Below are 20,993 nucleotides of genomic sequence, written 5' to 3'. Positions count from 1 at the left end.
TACCTCGTTCTGCTGCCGCCGCCGCTAGCGATCATTCAGGCTTTTGAACAACAGGGTCATGCGGTCGCTCTCGCCGATGGCGGCAAGCTCTTCCCGTCCCTCGTCACCGCCAGCAAAGCTGGGCGGCAAAGACCACACGCCGTTCGGGTGATCGGTGGTGTCATTGGGGTTGGCGTTGATCTCTGACGTATCCACCAGTTCAAAGCCTTGGCCTTCGAAATAAGCGATCAGATCCGCTTGCTTGAGGTAACCGGCATTGCCGTCGGCGAACTCGTCGGTTGCATCCGCTTTGGCCCGGTGCTGAACCACGCCGAGCATGCCGCCAGGTTTCAGCGCCGCTTTGAGAGCCGTGATTTCGCTGTCATCGATGCCCCAACGTTTCAGGTTGTGCATCATGCGGAAGATCAGCACGCGGTCGACGGTGCCGTTCAGCTCTTCCGGGATCGCATTGCCGAAATGGAACGGCAATTGTTCTGCCGGAATGCCAAGCGCCTCTGACTGTCTCGCAGCGAAAGTCTCGCCGCCCTCGCGAACGCGGGCAACGAATTCCTCGCCAATGCTCGCGCCTGCCTCTGGCGGGAAGCCAACCGCAATATAGCTGCCCTCACCGCTCACCAAAGGCGCCAGGACACGCGTGTACCAACCGCCGCCTGGCGCATATTCGATGACTGTGTGATCAGGCTGAACCTGGAAAAACGCCAGGGTCTCTGCCGGATTGCGAAAGGCATCGCGCGCTTTGTCGTCCGCGCGCAGATCAGCGGCCAGAACCGTTTCCAGCGCGCTGCCTTGGGCCGCGGTTTCGCTTGCGGCACTCTCGCCCGCCTCTGGCGCGCAAGCCGAAAGGGCAAAGGCGCTCGCGGCGGCTAGAATCAGAGATCGCATCATGGGTTTTCTCCTTGGCGTGAGCCTCAGTTCGCTTTCTTGAACAGCAGCGTCATGCGGTCGCTTTCGCCGATGCTGAGATATTCGCTGCGGCGCGGATCATCTTCGCCGGTTGCGAGCACTGGAGGCAGGGTCCAAACGCCGCGCTCCCAATTGGCCGGGTCAGACGCATTGGCGTTGATTTCGCTCTCGGCGGCAAGCTCAAAACCATTGGCTTCAAAAATGGCGATCACATCGGCTTTGCGCATGTAGCCGCGTTGGCGCGCGCCGTAATCATTGTAGCTTGCGCCCTCTGGCGCGCGGTGCTGGACAACGCCGACCATGCCGTCATCCTTCAGCATCATGCGCGCTGCCTTCAGCACATCATCGGCGCGGTTGCCAATGTTGAGGCCGTGCATCGAACGGAAGATCAAAACGCGGTCGACGGTGCCGGCGACGTCTTCTGGCATTTCATCGGTTTCAAATGCGGTGACGGCATCGGCCTCAACGCCCATCGCCTCTGCCAGGCCTGATTTGAAATTCTCGGTCCAGCCCTTGCTGCGCGCTTCTTGAGCGCGCGAGCGGTATTCGCGGCCGTCGCTGTCTTGGTTGATCGCGATATATTTGCCAGCAGGCATCAGATAAGGCGCCAGCACGCGGGTGTACCAGCCGCCGCCCGGGCCATATTCGACCACGGTTTGGGTCGGCTCGACCTGGAAGAATGCCAGCACTTCAGCCGGATTGCGATATTGATCGCGCGCGCGGTCATTGTCGCGGCGCTCATGCGCGAGCACTTCGGCAAGGCTGGGCGCAGCAGCGTGATCATCCGCCATCGCAGGCGCCACAGGTGACAGCGTTGCGAGACCAGCGAGAGCAGCAAATGGAGCAAAAAATAGGGGTTTCATTGGGGGTGTCCTCATTTTGATCGAACGGTTGCGCCCTTCAATAGCCGCTGGGCGGGCGAAGACAAGTTGCGGATCGACCGAGGCGTGATCAGAGCGGGCTAATGACAAACCGCCTCAGCGTTCTTATCTCCTCAGCCAACAAGGAGTTTGATCGATGGAACAGGCAATTATTGCGGGCGGGTGCTTTTGGTGTACCGAGGCGGTCTTTCGCGATGTGGTGGGCGTGAGCGAGGTCGAAAGCGGCTATATTGGCGGCGACAAGCCCAATCCGACCTACAAGGAAGTGTGCACCGGGACGACCGGCCATGCCGAGGGCATCCGCGTGTCCTTTGACCCGGCGGTCATCAGCCTGCCGGAGATTTTCGATGTCTTTCTGGGCACTCATGATCCGACCCAGCTGAACCGCCAAGGCAATGATGTTGGCACCCAATATCGCAGCGCGATCTTCCCGCTCAGCGATGCTCAGCGCGAAGAGGCAGAGGCCGCGATTGCGCGTTGGAATGCGGATAACTCAGGCCAGGCTGTGACCACTGTCGAGACAGCAAGTGAATGGTATCCGGCGGAGGATTACCATCAGGAATATTGGGACGGTGAGGGCCAGCGAAACCCCTATTGCCTGGCGACGATCCCGCCGAAACTGATGAAGCTGCGCAAGAGCTTTCAAAGCAAGGTGAAGGCGTAACGAGCGGCTAGGCCATGCAGCTGACCCGGTCTTACACAACCGATCATAAGGTGCTGAGCGACGGCTCGGTTACGTTTGAGTGTTCGCAAGATGAGGCGGAATGGCCTTGGCTTGCCCTGCCTGCGCAGCATCCGCTCGTCATCCAGACGCAGAATTTCTGGACCAGCGTTGGCGCCACCGCCGCGCTGGGCACGCGCGATGATAGCAAGTGGAGCGCGCTGACCTGGACGGATTGGGCGCTTGGCGAGCCTAATGCGGGTCAGGCGGCGCGCGGTGTCTTTGCGCTCAGCGGCGACGAGGGTGAGCTGGCGTTCACCACCCAATTGTTCGATGCGCAGGACCGGCTAATCGCGCGCATTGGCGGCAAGGGCGTGGTCTTTAGGACCCGCAATTTTGAGAAATGGCGTGAAGACTCCAAGACCTCGGCCAAGCAGGATGCGCCCGCCCCGGCGCAGTTCGATTATGCACCGCGCGAGTTGCTTGGGTTCACGGAGCGGGAGCCACCATTGATAGGAGCCTTGGACGAAGGTCCAGATGGGCTCGCGACCAGAGCGCTGGTGACCAAGGAAAACGGCCTGATGCCCGGTCATCCCTACTTCAGCGGGTCCGGCGACCATGTGAACGCGCCGCATCTCTCCGAACTGGCTCGACAGACGGTGAGCCTGCTATGCGACGGCGCGGCCATACAGATCACGCGAGGTGAGATGGACATGCATCGCTATATCGAGCTGGGTACGGAGATTTCGATCGCGATTGAGCAGCAGCAAGCCACATCAGCAGTGCTCCGCGTCAGCCAACTTGGGCGGTCTTGCGCGGTGCTGACTATGACATGGGCCAAAATCTAGCCCCTAACGCTCCAGTATTTGCGCGATTTGTTCGAGCGCCTCGTCGGACACGGCGCCCGCTTCTGGCGCGATAACCAGCGGCTGGCCGAGATAGGCCCAATAAAGGAATTGCGCGCGCTCGGCGGCGTGTTGCTGATCCAGCCCAGCTTGCAGCAAGAGGATAGCGATATGGGCAATGCGCCGCTTATCGACCTCGCCCACTTGCTTTGTCGCCGCAGGATCCTGCGTGGCCCAAGACCTAACCGCGCGGTCAAGCGCCCGGTCGGTGTGAAAGGCGCGCTTAATCAGAGCGCGCAGGCGCTCGCGCCCGGGCAGGTCGGGCCCTTCTTCGATCACTCTATCGGTGGTTTCTCTGGCCCAAGCGTTTAGCAGTTCGCCGCGAAAATCAGCGACATCGACGAAGTGCCAGTAAAAGCTGCCGCGCGAGACGCCCAGCTCTTTCGCGAGCGGTCCAGGTTTTATCGCGCCAATTCCATCGCGGGCCAAAACAATAAGGCCGTGCTTCACCCAATCATGCTTTGAGAGACGCTCACTCATCGGCCATCCATACACAAGTGTATTGACGCAATCTAGTCGGTAGCCTACGTAACCATACAGAGGTGTATGGAAATGATTTGGCAAGACATCGCAATAATCGCAGCAGGCTTCATTGGCGCATCTGGCGCGCTCATTCACAGCTATCTGGTGCGTCAGAAGATCACCGCTCCGCTAGCGGGTAAGGTTCTGAGCAATGGCGACTATCCAGAGGCTTTGGCGCGATTGGTCCCGGCATTGCTCGATTTCAGCGGGTTTAACTGGCTGATCGGCGGATTGGCGCTGATGACCGCGCCCTTCTGGCTCGGCGAGCAGGGTTTGACCGTGCTCGCCCTGATGGTCGGCAGCTCTTACCTTTATGCCGCAATCGGCAATTGCTGGGGCACGCGCGGTCGCCATCCCGGCTGGGTCATCTACGCCTTGGCGACTGCATTACTGGCCGCTGGCGCGTTTGCCCCGCGACTTTAGCCCTTATTGAAGCGAGCGATAAAGAACCCATCGACCCCGCCCTGATCAGAGAGCATGGCGGGATGCGTACGGACGTGGCCCTCTTCGCTTGGCTCAATGCCATCAGGCAGCTCATCCCCAGTCACTGGCACCAGCTTTAGCCCATGCTCCTCCGCAATGCGGCGGGTTTGCTCCTCGCCCTCTTCCGGCTCCAAAGAGCACACCGCATAGATCAGCTGACCGCCGGGTTTTAGCCATTCCGCAGCCCGTTCGATCAGCATGATCTGCAGGCTGGTCATCTCCTCAATCTGAGCGCCGCCAATACGATGGAGCACGTCGGGGTGACGGCGGCAGGTGCCGGTTGCGGTACACGGCGCATCAAGCAGGATCGCATCATATTGATGCTTTGGCTCCCACTTGGCGGCATCCGCGCGCACGGGAGAGGCCTTCAGTCCTGTGCGTTTCAAATTGTCTTTGAGCAGGCCAAGCCGCCGCTTGCTGATATCCAGCGCGGTCACGTTCCAACCTTGGGCGGCCAGTTGCATGGTCTTGCCGCCCGGCGCAGCGCAAAGGTCGAGCGCGTGGCGACCCTCGCCGTCCCCAAGCAGATGCGCAGGCAATTGCGCGGCCAAATCCTGGACCCACCAATTGCCGTCGGCAAAACCGGGCAATTTCTCAACCGAAGTCCCGCGCGGCAAACGAATATGGCCCGGCGCAAGGCTGACCCCGCCCATCGCCACCGCTTGTTCGGCGGTGCTGGCCGGATCCTTCAGCCGCAGATCAAGCTCTGGAGGATCGGCCAATCCTGGCGCAATCTCGGCAGCTCGCTCGCCCCATCGCTCTTGCGCCCGCTCGGGCAGGCTCGGTGCATCTGGCAGGGTCAGCTCTCGTTTGATCAGAGCTGAGAAGACACCATGCGCGAGCCGGCTGCGGACCGCCAGATAACAGCGGCAATCCCGTCGCAATCACCGCGTGGGGTGGCGTGTTCAGCCGCAAGGCCTGAGCCAGCATCAGACGCAGAACGCTGCGCACTTTCACATCGTCGGCCAGCCGCTTCTTGGTCGCGCTGTCGATCAGCGCGTCAAAATCAACCAGCCAGCGCAGCGCCTCGCTCACAATCGCGCGGGCCAGCGCCTTGTCCTCGCCAGTGTGCAGCTTGCGAGTGGCAGCGCCCTCGGCCTGCTCCAATGTCTCGCCCCGCCGCAATACAGCGTCGAGCATTTGCAGCGCAGCGCGGCGCGCGGGAAGTCCAGAAATACTTGGCATGGCTCAGGCGAATAGCCGCACTTGAAACTAAGTGCCAGCTCGCGCATTTCTAATATGCGATGACAAAACAAAAATCAGAAGCTGCGAAGAATTTCACCAAACCCGCGCATTGGGGCAACGACCCCGTGCCAAAGCCCAAAGCGGTCGATCCGCTGAAGGATGAGCCGCGCGAACTATCGCCCACTCGCTATGGCGATTGGGAACGCGAAGGCATCGCCTGGGATTTCTAGCATTCAAGAATTATAGTCAGAAACGACGGTTCGCCCGTGGCGAACCGAAAGGGCGACTGCCCGCCCGGAGCGATGCGATCTAAGATCGCATGAGTGAGGAAATCGCGCGCCGGATGGCGTGCGGAAATCAAAGAGGCTTGAATTCCACTTTCAATCCGTCCTTTGGCTGAGGGATAGGCCAAGCCTGCCAGTCAGGATCATAGCCTTCCTCGACCACGATCTCATAGCGCTGTAAGATTTGCGCGATCAGGACCTTCACCTGCATGTAAGCAAAGTGCAGGCCGAGGCACATGTGAGCCCCGCCGCCAAACGGCACCCAAGCATATTTGTGCCGTGCCTTCACCTGATCTGGCGTGAAACGCATTGGGTCGAAGGTATAGGGGTCGTCCCAATAATCCGTGCTGTGGTGGGTCCAATAGACATTGATGCCCACCGGCGTGCCCGCCGGAATGTGATATCCGCCATAGTCAAAGCTCTTCAGCGCGCGGCGCGGCATTGATGGCACTGGCGGCATGATCCGCAAGGATTCCTTGAACGCCATCTCAGTGAGCTCAAGCTTGCCCATGTCATCATAATCCAGCGGTCGCGGCTCGCACGAGCCATCCGGTCCGCCGGTGACGGCGACAATCTCATCGCGCAGCTTCGCCTGCCATTCCGGGTTCTTGGCGAGTAGATAGACCAGCGAGGTCGCGCTTGATGTGATCGTGTCATGCGCGGCCATCATCAGGAAGTTCATGTGGTCAACCACCTCGTCGACCGGCAGCAAAGACCCATCTTCGCGAGTAGCCGTGGCGAATTGGCTGAACATATCCTGCCCGCCGCCCTCGGCCCGGCGGCGATGCGTTTCCTTGGTGAAATAATCGACCAGGAAAGCTCGGCCATCGACACCCTTCTTCATCTTGGTGAAGGGCAGCGGCGACCGGATCGGCGCGACCGAGGCCTGCACCATGTCAACAAAAGCTTCGTTGATCTTGTCGGCCTCTGGCCCCCATTCGATCCCGATGAAGCTGTCGGCCGCCAAATCCAGCGTCAGCTTCTTGATCGCCGGATAAAACTCCATCTTGCCCGCCCAGCGCGCGACCTCTGCCGACATGCCATTATTCAGCGCGCCGGAATAATGCCGCATCGGTCCAGGCTTGAACGCAATCGAAAGCGCTCGCCGGTCGATCCGATGATGGTCGAAATCAAGCAGCATCAGCCCGCGCGGGAACAATTGATCGAGCACCGGACCCCAGCCTTGTTCGCTGGAAAAGATCTTTTCCTTGTTGAACAGGACCAGCTCATTGGCCTCTGCGCCGACCAAGGCGACATTCCAGCCACCAAAGGCGCGGTTCTTGTAAACCCGGCCATGCGTCTCAACCATATTGCTGGTGAAGGCGTGGGGGTCGGCCAGCATTTTGAACGTGTTGCCGACCACGGGCCAGCCAGCATCGCCGGGGATATGCGCCAGATCTTTTGGCTCTGGATTGCCCTCCGTCCAATGCGACGGCGGCGTTTTCTGCGCTTCTTCAGCGGCGGCGTTTGTATCAGCGAGCGTGGCCATTGGCGCGTCCTTGATCAGGTTCGGATTTACAACTTAACTCACTGTAAGCAGCGAAGAGCACCAAATCCAGAGTGATCTGCTAAGGCGTTCTAAATCCAGCCGCCGAGCTCGCGCTTGACCATGCTTTCGAGCAGAGTGAGGCCAGATGCGCTGGTGTTGAGGCAATCGAGCACGGCGTAGTCTTCGCCGCCTGCTTCCTCAAATATCTCCGCCCCTTCGAGCGCGAGTTCTTCCAGCGTCTCAACACAATCAGCCGAGAACCCAGGGGCAGCCACCGCGATGCGCTTCGTCCCCTGCTCGCCTTCCTTGGTCAGCGTGTCATCGGTCGCAGGCTCCAGCCATTGGGCGGGGCCAAAGCGGGACTGAAAGCTCGTCTCAAACCGGACACCAGCAAATTGCGGCAGACCTTCCAAGCGCTCCCGCAATAAGCGCGCGCTCTTGTGGCAATGGCAGTGATAGGGATCGCCCAGCTCCAGCGTGCGCATCGGCATTCCGTGGAATGACAGCAGCAGCACCTCAGGCTTAAACGTCAAAGCCTCAACCTGCCGCGTTAGATCTTCCGCGAGCGCATCGAGATAGGCCGGATCATCGTGATAGGGCGGCAGAAACCGCAAGGCCGGTTGCCAGCGCATTTCGCCTAGCACCCGCGCAACCTCGTCAAACACGGTCGCAGTCGTCGCGGCGCAATATTGCGGATAGAGCGGCGCGATCAATATCCGGTCACAGCCCGCCTCGGTCAGTTTTAGTAAGCGCTCTTCGATCGACGGTGAGCCGTAACGCATGGCGTATTCGACCTGCACATTCTCGCCCATCTTCCCGGCAATCACCTCTGATTGGCGCGCGGTGATATCGGCAAGCGGCGAGCCGCGCTCCGTCCAGACCTTCGAATAGGCCTCGGCGCTCTTCTTTGGCCGGGTGTTGAGAATGACCCCACGCAACAAAGGCTGCCACAGCAAGGCCGGGATCTCGATAACGCGCCGGTCAGAGAGGAATTGCTTAAGGTACGTCTTCACCGCGCCTGGTGTCGGCGCCTCTGGTGTGCCCAGGTTGATCATAAGCACGCCAACTGATCCGCTGGAGACCGGCGGGTGGTCGTTAGGCAGGAGCTGCGGCTGCCAGGTCATGAGCGTTTGGCGCTAAAAAGGCGATATTGTGCAATCATATACCGCCTGAAAGTAGGGGCAGGCGGCGAAGTCTCAAGCCCGTGGCCGAAAACAATGCATTCGCAATCGCTGGAGCGGCAACCGCTGCACCCAATTCACCGGGGTCAGCGGGGGCGGCTTCATTAGCGATAAACTCAACCTCGATCTCTGGGCAATCGGCCAAGGCTGGCAGGCCCAGCTCGTCCATATCGAGGGCCACTGGCATGCCCTCGGAGTAACGGATCGGCGCGCCCAGAGCGAGGCCTATGCCAAAGATCAGGCCGCCCTCAATCTGCTGGCGCGCGATGTCGAGGTTGATGATCCGCCCGATATCCACCGCCGCCGTCAGCCGCGTGACGCGCACGCCGCCCTCGCCCGCCCGCGCGGTGGCGATGCAAGCGATCCGTCCGCCCGTGGCCGCATCGCCGATCCGGTGGCAGGCGAGGCCCTGCCCGCTTTGATCCACGCCGCCATCCCACTCCGCCATTTGCGCCGCGCGCTGCAAACACGCCGCCAGCCGCACATCTTTCCCCAGCATAGCAATGCGGTATGACAGAGGCTCGCGAGAATGCTCGGCGGCAATCTCGTCGATCAGGCTCTCGGTCGCAAAAGCGGTGTAGCAATGCGCGTTGCCGCGCATCCGCCCGGTCGGCAGGCCAATCTCGGTCGGCACATGATCGACGATCACGCTGGGAATACCATAGGCCGGCACCGCGCCTTCGCAGACGAGTGCGTCTTTCGCGCCCGCCGTTTCGCGCATCGCGGCGGATGGCGTGAGATTTTCGAACAGCCGTTTGCCAAATTCCAAATTGCTCGGCGGGCAAGCGATCCGAGTGCGCAGGCCATCGATACGGCCCGATCCATCCGGCGATAGCTGTGTGCCGAGCAGCATTGAGGCAGGGGTGCGCGGGCGCGACTGCAATATTTCCTCGCGCCGCGACCAGACCAATTGCACAGGTGCGCCGTGGCTCTCGGCCAGCTCGCGAGCGATAAGAGCGATTTCAATGGCGTGATCATTCTCCAGACGGCGATCAAAACTGCCGCCCGCTGGCATGGGATACAGCACCACATCTTCAGGCTGGATCCCGATAGCGCGCGCCGCAGCAACACGGGCGCTCTCTGGCGCCTGGCTCGCCATCCACAGCTCCAGCGTGCCGTCTTCATATCTGGCAGTGGCGCTCGCGGTCTCAAGCGGCGCGGGGATAGCGGCCTCGACCTCATATTGGCGGGCAAAATCAATCCGGCTGATGCCTTCCTCGCCAAAGCCCTCGGTGGCGATGCGAAAGGAATCGCCGCCGGTGACCATCGTCTCAAGCCGGGCGGCAATGGCGCCGCTATCGGCGGGAAACTCGGCTGCGAATTGCGGCTTCATCGCAGCGAGCCCGCGCTGCGCCGCCCACCAATTGCTGGCGACGGCTGCAAGCCAGCGCTTGCCTTCGATCACGCTGATGATCCCGCGCCTGCGGCGCTTGTCAAAGCCGGTCAGCGTGGCTCCATCCACCGGGCCATGGCGGATCGCTGCATAAAGCATACCGGGCAGGCGCACGTCAGCGGCAAATTGATGCGTGCCGTCGACCTTTGACGGCATATCAATGCGCGGAAAGGCCAGCGGGGCTGTCTCCTCTCCGGGGACTGGCTTCTCGCCGGGGGCCGTTGTTTGCAGAGGCGGCGGATCGGGTGCTTCCTTCGTCGCAGCCTCAGCGGCAAGCTCGCCAAAGGTCACGCGTTCCTCGCCGTAGCGAACGAAGCCGTTTTCGACCACGCATTGCTCCCAGGACGCATCCCAGCGATCCGCAGCGGCCTGAGCAAGCATGGCCCGTGCGGCAGCCGCAGCGTATCGGCACGGTTCTTCAAAGGCGGCAATGCTGGTGCCATCCGCCGTGGCGGAGAAACGGCCATCGCGCGCAAATTTTGCCGCCAGAAACTCATCGCTCATTTCAGAGAGGCCCTGACCCCAGCCATCCCACAGCGCCGACCATTTTCGTGCGAGCGGAATGTTGGCATAGGCGCCGCTGACCGGAGCTGGTTCGACTGCAATCTGTCGCCAATCAGCGCCGAGTTCTTGCGCCACGATTTGCGGCAATAGAGTTGTGATCCCTTGCCCCATTTCAAGCTGAGGCACAGCCACGGTCACCACCCCATCCTCAGCGATTTTGAGCCAAGCATCAAACACATGCTCGCCCTCGCTCGGGATCAGCGGGCTGGGGAAGGTGCGCGGATAGAGCCACCAGGCAACCACCAATCCGCCGCCAACGGCAGCACCGGTGAGCAATCCGCGGCGTGTCAGCTCCATCGCGCTAGCCTGCCTCTTGCTCTAGCCAGCTGGCGAGCTGCTGCGCGATCAAGCGGAAGGCCGCCCCGGTATCGCTGTCTGTCGCCACGAGGTTGCTTCCTTTATCGCCCGCCACTCTCACATCCATGCTGAGCGGAATACGGCCCAGGAATGGAATGTCGAGCCGCTGAGCCAAAGTTTCAAAGCCGCCCTTACCAAACGGATCGCTCATTTCCCCGCAATGCGGGCAGGAATAGCTTAGCCATATTCTCAACCAGGCCGATGATCGGAACCTTGCCGGTTTCAAACAGCTGGCCAGCGCGCGCGGCATCAATCAGAGCGAGATCCTGAGGAGTGGAGACCAGGATAGCGCCATCGGGCTTATGCTTTTGCAACATGGAGAGCTGCACATCGCCGGTGCCCGGCGGCAAATCGATGAGCAGCAATTCGGTCTCACCCCAATCGCCTTCAACCAATTGGGTGAGGGCATTGCCAACCATCGGACCGCGCCACGCCAGCGCCTGAGCCGGTTTCGCAAGATTGCCCATGGATAGCATTTTGAGGCCATGCGGACTGTCGAGCGGGATCAATTGCTCGTTCTCTGCAACCGGTTTCTTGCCTTCAGTGCCGAGCAGTTTGGGCTGAGAAGGACCGTAAATGTCGGCATCGATCACGCCGACCTTGTGGCCCAATGCGGCAAGCGCGATGGCAAGATTGGCCGTCAGGGTTGATTTGCCGACCCCGCCTTTGCCCGAGCCAACCGCGACAATCCGGCGCTTCACTCGCTCTCCCATCAGGGCAACGCGAACTTCGCTGACCCCATGCAGAGGGCTGAGAGCAGCCTCTACCTGCTGCTCTGCATCTTTGCGTTCGCCGCCAGAAAGTCCCGTGGCCTCCACCACTACAACGGCGCGGTCTGCGACCATCCGAGCGGAAGTGATACGCTGCGCGAGGTCATCTCCGGCCTGCGCTTTGATAGCGTTCAGCAATCGCTCTTGGTCATCGGTGGCGTTTTTAGGCTCGCTCATGGTGACACGCCTCTAGCAGCAAAATCGCCCACGTAATCCTTGTTTTTGCATAGGGCCTGTTTTTCGCAAAAGGGCACCCTATAAAAGGCATATGAGAATTTTTGACGGTTTGAAAAAACGTTTCGTTTCGCGCTCCTCTGATGAGGGCACCGATGGCCTTGGCGCAATCGGCTTGGCGATGGCTGGCAAGAAGAACCCCTGGGGTTCAGGCGGCGGCGATGGCGGCGATGACACAGGCGACGGGGACAAGGGCGGCGGACCGCGCAACCCGTGGCTGCCGGGCGGCGGCGACGACAAACGCCGGTCAGCCAGCATCGAAGATATCTTCAAGAACCGCGGGCCAGAAGGCCCCAATCGCGGTGGCGGCGGCGGGCCAGGCGGCCCCAAATTCCGCCTGCCCGAGCGGCAAGGCGGCAAAAGCTGGTTGCCAATCATCGCAGTTGGCATTGGCGCGATCTGGTTGTTTTCCACCAGCTTCCACTTCATCCAGCCGCGCGAGCAAGCGGTCGTCACCTGGTTTGGCGGCAAATATTCTGAAACGCTCAATCCCGGGACCGAGCTCACGCTGCCTTGGCCGATCCAGCAGGTGAAGGCTGAAGACGTCAGCGAAATCCGCTCCGTCGACGTGCCGAAGAAACTGATCCTGACCGGCGACCAAAACCTCGTCGATTTGAGCTATCTCATTCGTTGGAACATCAAAGATCTGACGCTGTTTGAATTTCAGCTCGCTGAGCCAATTGAGACGGTTCAAGAAGCGGCGGAAACCGCCATGCGCTCCTCTGTCGCAGAGATGACGCTGGATGCTGTGATTTCCGGTGAAGGCCGGGCAGACATTGAACAAAACGTTCTAACCAGAATGCAAACCATTTTGGATGCCTATGGCTCCGGCATTGCCGTCCAAGGTATCGAAATCGATAAGGCCGACCCGCCGGAGCAGGTCATCGAGGCGTTTAACGACGTGCTCGCTGCGCAGCAGAACGCTGAGCAGGAAATCAACCAGGCCCGCCGCTATGCCCAGCAATTGCTGGCCCGCGCAGAAGGTGATGCAGCAGAGTTTAACCAGATCTATGGCGAGTATCGCCTTGCGCCAGAGGTTACCCGCCATGCGGCTTTATTATGAGACCATGGAGGCTGTTCTGGCGAACACCGACAAGACCATCATCGAAGCCGATGGGGTCACCTCTTACCTACCGCTGAGTGAAGTGCAGCGCCGCTCGAACCCGGCGCAAACTGCCACACCGGCGCAACCCGCACCGCAAGGGGGGCAATGATCATGGATGCAACTTGGCAAAAGTATCGCTTCGCCTTCATCGCACTCGGCGTGTTGCTGGTGGCTACCGCCTCCAGCCTGTTCATCGTCCCAGAAAGCAAGCAAGCGGTCATCATCCGCACGGGTGAACCGCATTCGGTGGTGAATATCTTCCGTCCAGACGTGCCGTTTGGCGATACGAAGGCGGGCCTGTGGTACCGCATTCCGTTCGTCGACCGGGTTCAAATGGTGGAGCGCCGTGTGCTCGACCTAGACATGGACAACCAGCAAGTGCTTACCAGCGACCAGCAACGCCTGCAGGTGAACGCCTATGCTCGGTTCCGGATCATCCAACCGGTGACGATGGTTCAGAGCGCGGGCGATGAAAACCGCCTGCGTTCGCAATTGTCGCCAATCCTTACCTCGGTTCTGCGTCAGGAATTGGGCCGCCGCACCTTTGCCAGCCTGCTGACTGCGGAACGCGGCAATGCGATGAACAATATCCGCGACAAGCTCGATGCTCAAGCGCGCCAGTACGGTGTGCAGATCATCGATGTTCGCATCAAAGCGGCCGATTTGCCGGAGGGCACACCTTTGCAAGCGGCTTTCACCCGGATGCAGTCAGACCGTCAGGAAGAAGCCGCAACCATCCGCGCGCAAGGCCGTAAGAATGCTCAGATCATTCGCGCTGAGGCAGAGGCAAATGCCGCCAACACCTATGCGGCGGCCTATGGCAAGGATCCTAGCTTTTATAACTTCTACCGCGCGATGGAGAGTTATCGCCGGACCTTTATCGACGGTAAGGGCGACAGCTCCATGGTCCTGTCGGAAGACAATGAGTATTTCCGCGAGTTTCGCGGGCAATAATACCCTCGGCTGGTCCTCTGGTGCCTCGCTGCACCAAGAATCGGCCGACTTCCGACGAACCGCCTAGCGGGTCTGACCGACTACATTTGTCGTTCAAACTGCGTTAAGTGCGTCTTGGGCCATTTTAGGGGCGTAACTGTTTAGCGTGCTCGCTCGTATTCATGAGGGCGTGCTAAGCGCAAACTTATAAAGAGGAACGAGAGGACGTGAACAAAGTGCGTTATGTTTATGGACTGACGAGTGCGCTGCTTGTGGGCGGCGCGACGATTTCGCTGGTGACCGGCCAGCCTGCTGGCGCACAAGTTGCGCAAAATGACGACCGGGTGATGAGCCAAGTGGTTCCGCGCGCAGGTGCACCGGCCAGTTTCGCGGATCTGACTGAGCAATTGCAGCCAGCGGTGGTCAACATCGCCACCCGTCAGCGGGTCGAGGTGCAAAGCCGCAATCCGTTCCAAGGCACGCCTTTCGCTGACCTCTTCAACCGCCGCCGCGGCGGCGGCAATGGTCAAGCTCAGCCGCAAACGCGCGAGGCGCAATCGCTGGGTTCTGGCTTTATCATTTCCGCCGATGGCTTTGTGGTCACCAACAACCACGTCGTGGCCCCGAACGAGCGGGCAACACTGGAAGAGATCACCATCACCATGCCTGATGGCACGGAGTATGAAGCTGAATTGGTGGGCGCAGACGCGGCATCCGATTTGGCAGTGCTCAAAATCCAATCAAGCAATGACTTCCCATTCGTGAAATTCGGCAATTCTGCTGAAGCGCGGGTCGGCGACTGGGTCGTCGCAATCGGCAACCCGTTCGGGCTTGGCGGAACAGTGACCAGCGGCATCGTCTCCGCTGTGCTGCGCAACACCGGTCAAGGCGGCGCATATGACCGCTACATCCAGACCGATGCCAGCATCAACCGCGGCAATTCCGGCGGTCCATTGTTCGACATGCAAGGCAATGTGATCGGTATCAACAATGCGATCTTCTCGCCATCCGGCGGCAGTGTCGGGATCGGCTTTGCCATCCCAGCAGAGATTGCAGTGCCAATTGTTGAACAGCTTAAGAGCGGCCAGGAAATTGAGCGCGGCTTCTTGGGTGTCAGCATTCAGCCGATCACTGACGATTTGGCCGACTCGCTTGGGCTTCAACGCAATCGCGGTGAGTTTGTCCAAAGCGTGCAGGACGATGGCGCCGCCGATGCAGCCGGCATTCAGGCGGGCGATGTGGTGTTGAAAATCGATGGCAAGGACGTGACGAGCGAACAGTCGCTGTCATTCCTCGTTGCCAATATCTCTCCCGGCACACGGATCCCGATTGAGCTGCTGCGTGATGGCCAGCGCCGCACGGTCAATGCAACCGTCGGCAAGCGCCCAACCGAGGCCGAGCTTCGCCAACAGCAAATGTTCAGCGAAGACGATGATGACGCTCAAATGGAGCCAGGCGATTCCGATGGCTTCATCGAAGAGAAGCTCGGACTTCAGGTTGTTGACCTGACCCCCGAGATCGTCCGTCAGCTGCGCGCAGAAGAAGGCACGACCGGGGTGGCAATCACTGCGGTCGATCCTAACTCCGACGCTGGCCGGAAAGGCCTGCGTCGCCGTGATATCATTCTCTCGGCGAACTATCAGGATATCTCCAGCGTGGACGATCTGCGCGAGATTATCACGCAGGCAGAGGCTGATGACCGCGATGCCCTGCTGCTCCGCATGCAGCGTCCGGGCCAGCCAGCGCGTTACCTGCCGGTGCGCCTGCGCTGATCTGAGCAGAGAAGTCGATCAAAGAGAGGGCGCTGCGGGCAGACCGCGGCGCCTCTTTTTGTATGGGCTTGTATGGGGCCGAATGGAAGCGGGCGATGGTGGTCCGCGATCGCCGGTTGCGCTCAGGCAAAGAGCCGAGGCCTGCGCCCTACCAAGCAAACGCTAATTGATGGAGATCAGGCCCTCTTGCCCTGTGCGGTCTTGCCGCGCTGGCGGCGGCGGAGGATCGCGCCTCGGCCCATCGCTTGGTGCCCCCGGATCAGGAGGCAGGTTCTGCCCAGTGGCTTGCTCTAGGAAGTCATCGCTCGCAGCCTGAGGCGGCTCTTGCGGGCCGCTAGGCTCGGTGCGCTCACCCTCAATACCGAACGGCACGTCACTTTCTGCCTCGCGCCGCCCCGGCTCGACCAGATTGCCTTGTTCATCGATGAAGTAATAATCGTCCGGATCGCCATAGAGGAACTCGTCATCGGGCTCGAGTTGCCATTCGGGCAGGTTGAGATCGGTATCAAACTTCTCGACCGGGCGATCCTTGACCGCATAGCGCATATAGGCGGCGAACGCCTGTGCTGGCGCGCGCCCACCCTGGAGGCCAGACACACGCTTGGCATCATCGCGGCCCATCCAAACGCCGGTAGTAACGCCAGACGAAAAGCCGACAAACCAGCCATCCTTGTTGGAGCTGGTTGTGCCGGTCTTGCCTGCAACCGGGCGGCCAATCTGCGCCGCGCGGCCTGTGCCAGTCGCGACTGCGCTTTGAAGCAGATCTGTGATGCCAGCGGCGACATAGTCAGGGACCAAGGTAGTCTCAGTCGCCTTTTCGTGCTTGTAGATCACCTCGCCATCCGCGCTCGTCACGCGCAAGATTCCGTAAGGCTCGACGGCCTTACCGCGCGCGGAGACAGCCGCGAATGCGCGGGTCATATCGATCAGACGCACCTCGGAGGAACCGAGCACCATCGAGGGGAAAGTGGAAATCGGCGTCTTGACACCAAACCGGCGCGCCATGGAGGCGACGGTGCCGAAACCGACCTCATTACCCAATTGCGCCGCAACCGTGTTAATTGAGAAGGCAAAGCTGGTTCGCAGGCTCGTCTCACCCACATTGCGGCCGCTGGAATTGCGCGGGGTCCAACCGTCAATCGTAACCGGCGTGTCGACCACGCGGTCATCCGGCGTGTAACCGGCTTCCAAAGCGGCGAGATAGACGAACAGTTTCCAAGAAGAACCGGGCTGACGCATGGCATTGGTAGCGCGGTTGTAATTGCTCTCGACATAGTCCGTGCCGCCCACCATCGCCAGGATCGCGCCGTCGCGGTCAAGGCTGACCAGAGCGCCCTGCGATCCATCCGGGGTGTTTGCATCAATCGACGCGGTTGCCGCCCGCTGCATACCCACGTCCAGCGTCGTCCAAACCTCAATCGGCTCGTATGTTTCCGGCAGCAGCAGGTCGAGCTGAGGCAGAGCCCAATCGGTGAAATAGCGCACCGAGTTTTGCCCGCTCTGCTGGCGCAAATTCACCGCGCTCACATCAACGGAGGCTTCCTCTGCGGTGATATATTTCTGCTCCTTCATCAGACGCAGTACCGTCTTTGCGCGCGCAACAGCGGCATCAACATCGGCGGTCGGCGAATAGCGGCTCGGTGCCTTTACAAGACCCGCGATGATCGAGGCCTCTGCCACGCTCAGCTCTTTGGCTGGGTGGCTGAAGAACTTGCGGCTCGCGCTGTCGATCCCGTACGCGCCGCCGCCAAAATAGACCTTGTTGAGGTAGAGCTCGAGAATTTGCTCTTTTGAGAACTTCCATTCCAGCGCCATCGCCAACACAGCCTCGCGTGCCTTACGGTCGACGGTGCGGTTGGAATTGAGGAACAGGTTTCTGGCAAGCTGCTGAGTGATGGTGGACGTGCCGCCCAGCCGCGCCCTCGATCCCGTAACTCCTTCGATAATCGCGCCGGTCAGGCGGATCGGATCGATCCCGTAATGCGAATGATAGCGGCGATCCTCCACCGCGATCATGGCGTTGGTCATATTTTTCGGGATCTCTTCGTAGGCCAGCCATTCGCCGAAACTTGGGCCGAGCTCGACAATCTCCGTCCCATCGCGCGCGCGCACCAGAATGGTTTGCGCGTTCTGGGTTGCTTTCAGTTGATAGAAGCTCGGCAGCTCGCGCGCAGCAAAACCGACCGCGACGGCCAGGAAGATCACGCCGAGAACAGCCGCTCCGCCACCCCACAGGACAATCCGCTTTAGCCATTTGCGAAACGCAGATGGCGGCTTTGCTTCTTTGGCCGACTTGCCTTTGCTCTTGCTGCTCGCCTGCTTGGAACCGCCCGCACGCTCAGCGGCGGCGCGGCGACTACCGCGCTTGCCTTTGTTTTGCAGTTGGTTTCCCCGTTTCGACATTACCGGCTTGGCCTATCCCTTTCGCGCCCAAAATCGCACGTTTTCACCCGCAATTGACCTGCATGGGTCTGTCCTAACCCGGCGTGAACAATATTCGCAATGCAGCCTGCCTCCAAAACGGGTTATTGCTGCAAAGCGCCTCAATCGTCCGAGGCGAAATTGAGGCTTGCAGAATTGATGCAATAGCGCAGGCCGCCTGCCTCTGGCGGGCCATCGGGAAAGACGTGGCCCAAATGGCCGCCACATGCGGAACACAGCACTTCGGTCCGGATCATGCCGAAAGACACGTCGCGCTTTTCCTCGACGGTCTCAGCATCCGCTGGCTTCGTGAACGCGGGCCAGCCGCATCCGCTGTTGTATTTCGCATCGCTCGCGAACAGCACCGTGCCGCAGCCAGCGCAGGTGTATTCGCCCTCTTCAAAATGCTTGTCGTATTGCCCCGTGAAGGCGCGCTCTGTGCCCGCTTCGCGCAGCACATGATATTGCTCTGGCGAGAGCTTTTCGCGCCATTCAGCATCCGTCGTAGTCTTCGGGTCAGTATTCATTGTCGCGCTCCATAATCCGCTAGCGCTAATATCGGTTCCTCGAAGATGAACCGCAAGGGCGACCGCCCGCCCGCAGCGACGCGATCTATGATCGCATGAGCGAGGAAATCGCACACCGGATGGTGTGCGGAAAACAAAAAAGCCTACCCATCGACCAGCGCATAATGCGCCGGGGGCTTGATCACATCCATGCGCTCAGTCAGCAGCGGGCGGAAGCTTGGACGGCTTTTAAACACTGCGTACCAGCCGCGCGTCTGCTCGTGCCCGGTCCAATCAATTCCGCCGAGATAGTCGGCAACCGATATCTGCGCGGCCGCAGCAAGGTCGGCCATGCTCATGGTCGATCCGGCAAGCCATGGGCGATTGTCGATCAGCCAGTCCATATAGTCCAAATGGCCATGAGCGAGCTTCATCGCTATCCGAAGAACCTTGGAATCCGGCGGCTGGCGCAGGACAATCCGCTTCTTCATCCGCTCCGACAAAAGCGGCGCAGTAACATCGGCGTAGAAATTTTCGTCAAACAAAGCGACCAAGCGGCGGATTTCCGCGCGGCCCGTTGCTGTGCCATTGATCATCGGCGCGGTGTCGACGGTTTCTTCAAAATATTCAGCAATCGCGCGGCTGTCGCTGATCACGATCTCGCGCTCCGCATCAACCAGAACTGGCGTGCGGCCAGCCGGATTGAGATTGAAGAACATGTCAGAGGCCGCCCACGGGTCTTCGCGCACCAATTCATAGGCGATATTTTTCTCGCCCATCAGCAGCCGAACCTTGCGGCTAAAGGGGCAAAGGGGGAATTGGTGAAGGCGGTACATAGCGCTTAGATTCATGCCTTAGCGCAGGCTCCGCGTCCACTGGATTTCGCGTAAAGTCTTGTGAATCGAACCAGCGGCCTACATTCGCAAGCCGCTGGCCGCATGTTAGCGCACGCGCGCCTCATCCAGCGCGCCCTTCATCCGCTTCGCCATATCGCGCAAAGCAGGCAGCATCAGCTCAAAACCTTCCGCCATTCCGCTCATTGTATTCATGGCGCGGGGCAGTTCATCCGATAATTGCTCGGGCAGCTCGTCCGCCTCTGGCGCGAGATCTCGCACGCGGGCGTCGGGATCAATATCGGGCCCTTGGCCTCCGGTTGCCTTGTCCAAAGCCTCAGCCATCGGCCCGATCGGCATTTCCAACACGGTGCCCAGCAAAACTTGCGCCATAGCGGCGGCCTGATCCTGAAAGGCAGGGTCGGACAGTTTCTCAGACAATTGCGAAAGGGAAGTTTCCACCTCGCTTGGCGGGATATCTGCCGCATCCTGCGCAAAGGCGATGGACGGGTTGGCAAGCGCCAACACAGCGGCGGCAGCAATAGGCAAAGCGCGCATGGAAAATCCTCCTGAAAATTTGGGTTGCCTTTAGTTAGTTCATTTTCAATGACCTTAACCTGAACAGATGATCAGAGGCGGCTACACACCAGACGCCTCCAACATCAGCAAGCAAGCAGGCATGATCTCATTCAAATTTCCATCGTCGACCAGAGCTTGGGCTTGGACAGACACCAATTGCGACACGCCATCGCGATTTAGCCCGGTCTCATCCATCAAGCCCGCCAGCGCGCGCACGAAAAATTCGCGTCCTCGCTCGCCCATTGCAGGCCATTTTTGCGCATCCGCATTGCCGTTTGCCTGACCATAAGCGACCAGCGAGAACGCCGCAGAGCAGCGCACAATCGCGCGGTTCTCGCTTGAGAGGCTAGCGGCGCTAGCAGCTTCATCAGCAACAGGTGTGAGGGCAGCGGCAGGGCCAGCTTGCGCCAGCAGCAGTGCGGCGATCATTGATAAAGAGCTCATATCAGTTGCCTATAGCAATCAATCTGAACGCCATGCTACCAGCTTCGTGGAGACTCACAGAGGAGACACCCCACAATGCTTAACCACATCATGATCGGTTCCAATGATATTGAACGGTCAAAGGCGTTCTACAATAAAGTTCTCGGCGTGCTCGGCGCGGGGGAGCCGATGGCGCATGTCAACGACACTGGGCAAACACGCCTGTTTTATATCCACGATGGCCACACATTCTCCATCAGCGAGCCAATCAATGGCGAGCCAGTGACCCCGTCGAATGGCTTCACTATTGGATTTAAGTGCAACTCGCTTGAGCAAATTCAGGAATTGCACGATGTCGCGGTCGCCAATGGCGGCACCAGCATCGAAGACCCACCCGGCCCGCGCAATGGATCGATGGGCACAATGAACCTGTGCTATTTCACCGATCCAGACGGCCACAAGGTTTGCGGCATTCACCGGCCATGATAAGTTCTGACTGACCGGGCCACCCGCGCCCTCCACCCTTCCACCCGGAGTTTAACCCGGCGTGACAATCCGGGTGGAAGGCCAACCACGGAAATCAGTCCCCCGGACTGATTTCTCTAAATG

At 60.0% G+C, this 20,993-nt stretch carries 20 protein-coding genes and 2 pseudogenes; 9 read left to right on the top strand and 13 right to left on the bottom strand.

What is annotated here, in order from left to right; translation table 11 throughout:
* Positions 1-24: 24 nt before the first annotated feature.
* Both AC0V6U_RS16360 and AC0V6U_RS16355 read right to left on the bottom strand, forming a co-directional pair.
* Positions 25-885, bottom strand: a complete 861-nt coding sequence (locus tag AC0V6U_RS16360) for a class I SAM-dependent methyltransferase (protein WP_472644180.1) — start codon at positions 883-885, stop codon at positions 25-27.
* Between the two features lie 23 nt (positions 886-908).
* Positions 909-1,766 (bottom strand): class I SAM-dependent methyltransferase, encoded by an 858-nt coding sequence (locus AC0V6U_RS16355; RefSeq protein ID WP_472644179.1) that lies wholly within the window; start codon positions 1,764-1,766, stop codon positions 909-911.
* A gap of 154 nt (positions 1,767-1,920) precedes the next feature.
* Here AC0V6U_RS16355 and msrA point away from each other — a divergent pair, with 154 nt between their 5' ends.
* Both msrA and AC0V6U_RS16345 read left to right on the top strand, forming a co-directional pair.
* A complete protein-coding gene (msrA, locus tag AC0V6U_RS16350; RefSeq protein ID WP_472644178.1) occupies positions 1,921-2,448 on the top strand; it encodes a peptide-methionine (S)-S-oxide reductase MsrA in 528 nt (175 codons plus the stop codon).
* Positions 2,449-2,462: 14 nt separating this feature from the next.
* The gene (locus tag AC0V6U_RS16345; protein WP_472644177.1) at positions 2,463-3,293 is read left to right on the top strand and encodes a hypothetical protein; all 831 of its coding nucleotides are present in this window, start codon (positions 2,463-2,465) and stop codon (positions 3,291-3,293) included.
* A gap of 3 nt (positions 3,294-3,296) precedes the next feature.
* On the opposite strand, the gene AC0V6U_RS16340 is transcribed toward AC0V6U_RS16345, so the two are convergent.
* Positions 3,297-3,830, bottom strand: coding sequence for a TetR/AcrR family transcriptional regulator (locus tag AC0V6U_RS16340; RefSeq protein ID WP_472644176.1), 534 nt, complete (start codon positions 3,828-3,830; stop codon positions 3,297-3,299).
* Positions 3,831-3,902: 72 nt separating this feature from the next.
* Here AC0V6U_RS16340 and AC0V6U_RS16335 point away from each other — a divergent pair, with 72 nt between their 5' ends.
* Positions 3,903-4,295 carry a hypothetical protein gene (locus tag AC0V6U_RS16335; protein WP_472644175.1) on the top strand — a complete coding sequence of 131 codons (393 nt, stop codon included), beginning with the start codon at positions 3,903-3,905 and terminating at the stop codon, positions 4,293-4,295.
* Here the strand turns inward: AC0V6U_RS16335 and AC0V6U_RS16330 are convergent.
* Positions 4,292-5,540, bottom strand: a pseudogene (locus tag AC0V6U_RS16330) (RsmB/NOP family class I SAM-dependent RNA methyltransferase). The gene AC0V6U_RS16335 and the pseudogene AC0V6U_RS16330 sit on opposite strands and share 4 nt — an antisense overlap.
* Positions 5,541-5,599: 59 nt before the next feature.
* On the opposite strand from AC0V6U_RS16330, the gene AC0V6U_RS16325 reads away from it, so the two are divergent.
* Entirely contained in the window at positions 5,600-5,770 is a 171-nt protein-coding gene (locus tag AC0V6U_RS16325; RefSeq protein ID WP_472644174.1) for a DUF1674 domain-containing protein, read from the top strand.
* Between the two features lie 127 nt (positions 5,771-5,897).
* On the opposite strand, the gene AC0V6U_RS16320 is transcribed toward AC0V6U_RS16325, so the two are convergent.
* From AC0V6U_RS16320 to AC0V6U_RS16305, 4 genes and pseudogenes are all read right to left on the bottom strand, one after another.
* The gene (locus tag AC0V6U_RS16320; protein WP_472644173.1) at positions 5,898-7,313 is read right to left on the bottom strand and encodes a cytochrome P450; all 1,416 of its coding nucleotides are present in this window, start codon (positions 7,311-7,313) and stop codon (positions 5,898-5,900) included.
* 89 nt (positions 7,314-7,402) lie between these two features.
* A complete protein-coding gene (gene hemH / locus AC0V6U_RS16315; protein ID WP_472644172.1) occupies positions 7,403-8,437 on the bottom strand; it encodes a ferrochelatase in 1,035 nt (344 codons plus the stop codon).
* A 34-nt stretch (positions 8,438-8,471) separates the two neighbouring features.
* Entirely contained in the window at positions 8,472-10,748 is a 2,277-nt protein-coding gene (locus AC0V6U_RS16310; RefSeq protein ID WP_472644171.1) for a molybdopterin cofactor-binding domain-containing protein, read from the bottom strand.
* 4 nt (positions 10,749-10,752) lie between these two features.
* Positions 10,753-11,755, bottom strand: a pseudogene (locus tag AC0V6U_RS16305) (Mrp/NBP35 family ATP-binding protein).
* A gap of 109 nt (positions 11,756-11,864) precedes the next feature.
* Here AC0V6U_RS16305 and hflK point away from each other — a divergent pair.
* The 4 genes from hflK (at position 11,865) to AC0V6U_RS16285 (ending at position 15,622) form a co-directional block, all read left to right on the top strand.
* Positions 11,865-12,875 carry a protease modulator HflK gene (hflK, locus tag AC0V6U_RS16300; RefSeq protein ID WP_486169528.1) on the top strand — a complete coding sequence of 337 codons (1,011 nt, stop codon included), beginning with the start codon at positions 11,865-11,867 and terminating at the stop codon, positions 12,873-12,875.
* Complete coding sequence (locus tag AC0V6U_RS16295; RefSeq protein WP_472644169.1) at positions 12,859-13,026, top strand: hypothetical protein; 168 nt, start codon at positions 12,859-12,861, stop codon at positions 13,024-13,026. Before hflK ends, AC0V6U_RS16295 begins: the two co-directional genes overlap by 17 nt.
* Positions 13,027-13,028: 2 nt before the next feature.
* The gene (gene hflC / locus AC0V6U_RS16290) at positions 13,029-13,871 is read left to right on the top strand and encodes a protease modulator HflC (RefSeq protein ID WP_472645793.1); all 843 of its coding nucleotides are present in this window, start codon (positions 13,029-13,031) and stop codon (positions 13,869-13,871) included.
* Positions 13,872-14,077: 206 nt separating this feature from the next.
* Complete coding sequence (locus tag AC0V6U_RS16285; RefSeq protein ID WP_472644168.1) at positions 14,078-15,622, top strand: Do family serine endopeptidase; 1,545 nt, start codon at positions 14,078-14,080, stop codon at positions 15,620-15,622.
* 162 nt (positions 15,623-15,784) lie between these two features.
* On the opposite strand, the gene AC0V6U_RS16280 is transcribed toward AC0V6U_RS16285, so the two are convergent.
* From AC0V6U_RS16280 to AC0V6U_RS16260, 5 genes are all read right to left on the bottom strand, one after another.
* On the bottom strand, positions 15,785-18,025 hold the full coding sequence (locus AC0V6U_RS16280; RefSeq protein ID WP_472644167.1) for a transglycosylase domain-containing protein: 2,241 nt from the start codon (positions 18,023-18,025) through the stop codon (positions 15,785-15,787).
* Positions 18,026-18,165: 140 nt separating this feature from the next.
* Entirely contained in the window at positions 18,166-18,570 is a 405-nt protein-coding gene (gene msrB, locus AC0V6U_RS16275) for a peptide-methionine (R)-S-oxide reductase MsrB (protein WP_472644166.1), read from the bottom strand.
* Positions 18,571-18,713: 143 nt separating this feature from the next.
* Positions 18,714-19,385: a glutathione S-transferase family protein gene (locus AC0V6U_RS16270; RefSeq protein WP_472645792.1), complete on the bottom strand. Its 672-nt coding sequence runs from the start codon at positions 19,383-19,385 to the stop codon at positions 18,714-18,716.
* A 105-nt stretch (positions 19,386-19,490) separates the two neighbouring features.
* Positions 19,491-19,940, bottom strand: a complete 450-nt coding sequence (locus AC0V6U_RS16265; RefSeq protein ID WP_472644165.1) for a hypothetical protein — start codon at positions 19,938-19,940, stop codon at positions 19,491-19,493.
* 81 nt (positions 19,941-20,021) lie between these two features.
* Positions 20,022-20,405: a hypothetical protein gene (locus AC0V6U_RS16260; protein WP_486169527.1), complete on the bottom strand. Its 384-nt coding sequence runs from the start codon at positions 20,403-20,405 to the stop codon at positions 20,022-20,024.
* 75 nt (positions 20,406-20,480) lie between these two features.
* Here AC0V6U_RS16260 and AC0V6U_RS16255 point away from each other — a divergent pair, with 75 nt between their 5' ends.
* Positions 20,481-20,870 (top strand): VOC family protein, encoded by a 390-nt coding sequence (locus tag AC0V6U_RS16255; RefSeq protein WP_472644163.1) that lies wholly within the window; start codon positions 20,481-20,483, stop codon positions 20,868-20,870.
* The last annotated feature ends 123 nt before the right edge of the window (positions 20,871-20,993 follow it).

The sequence above is a fragment of the Erythrobacter sp. W36 genome (genome assembly GCF_057364935.1).
This window is presented reverse-complemented; position numbering and strand designations above follow the sequence as displayed.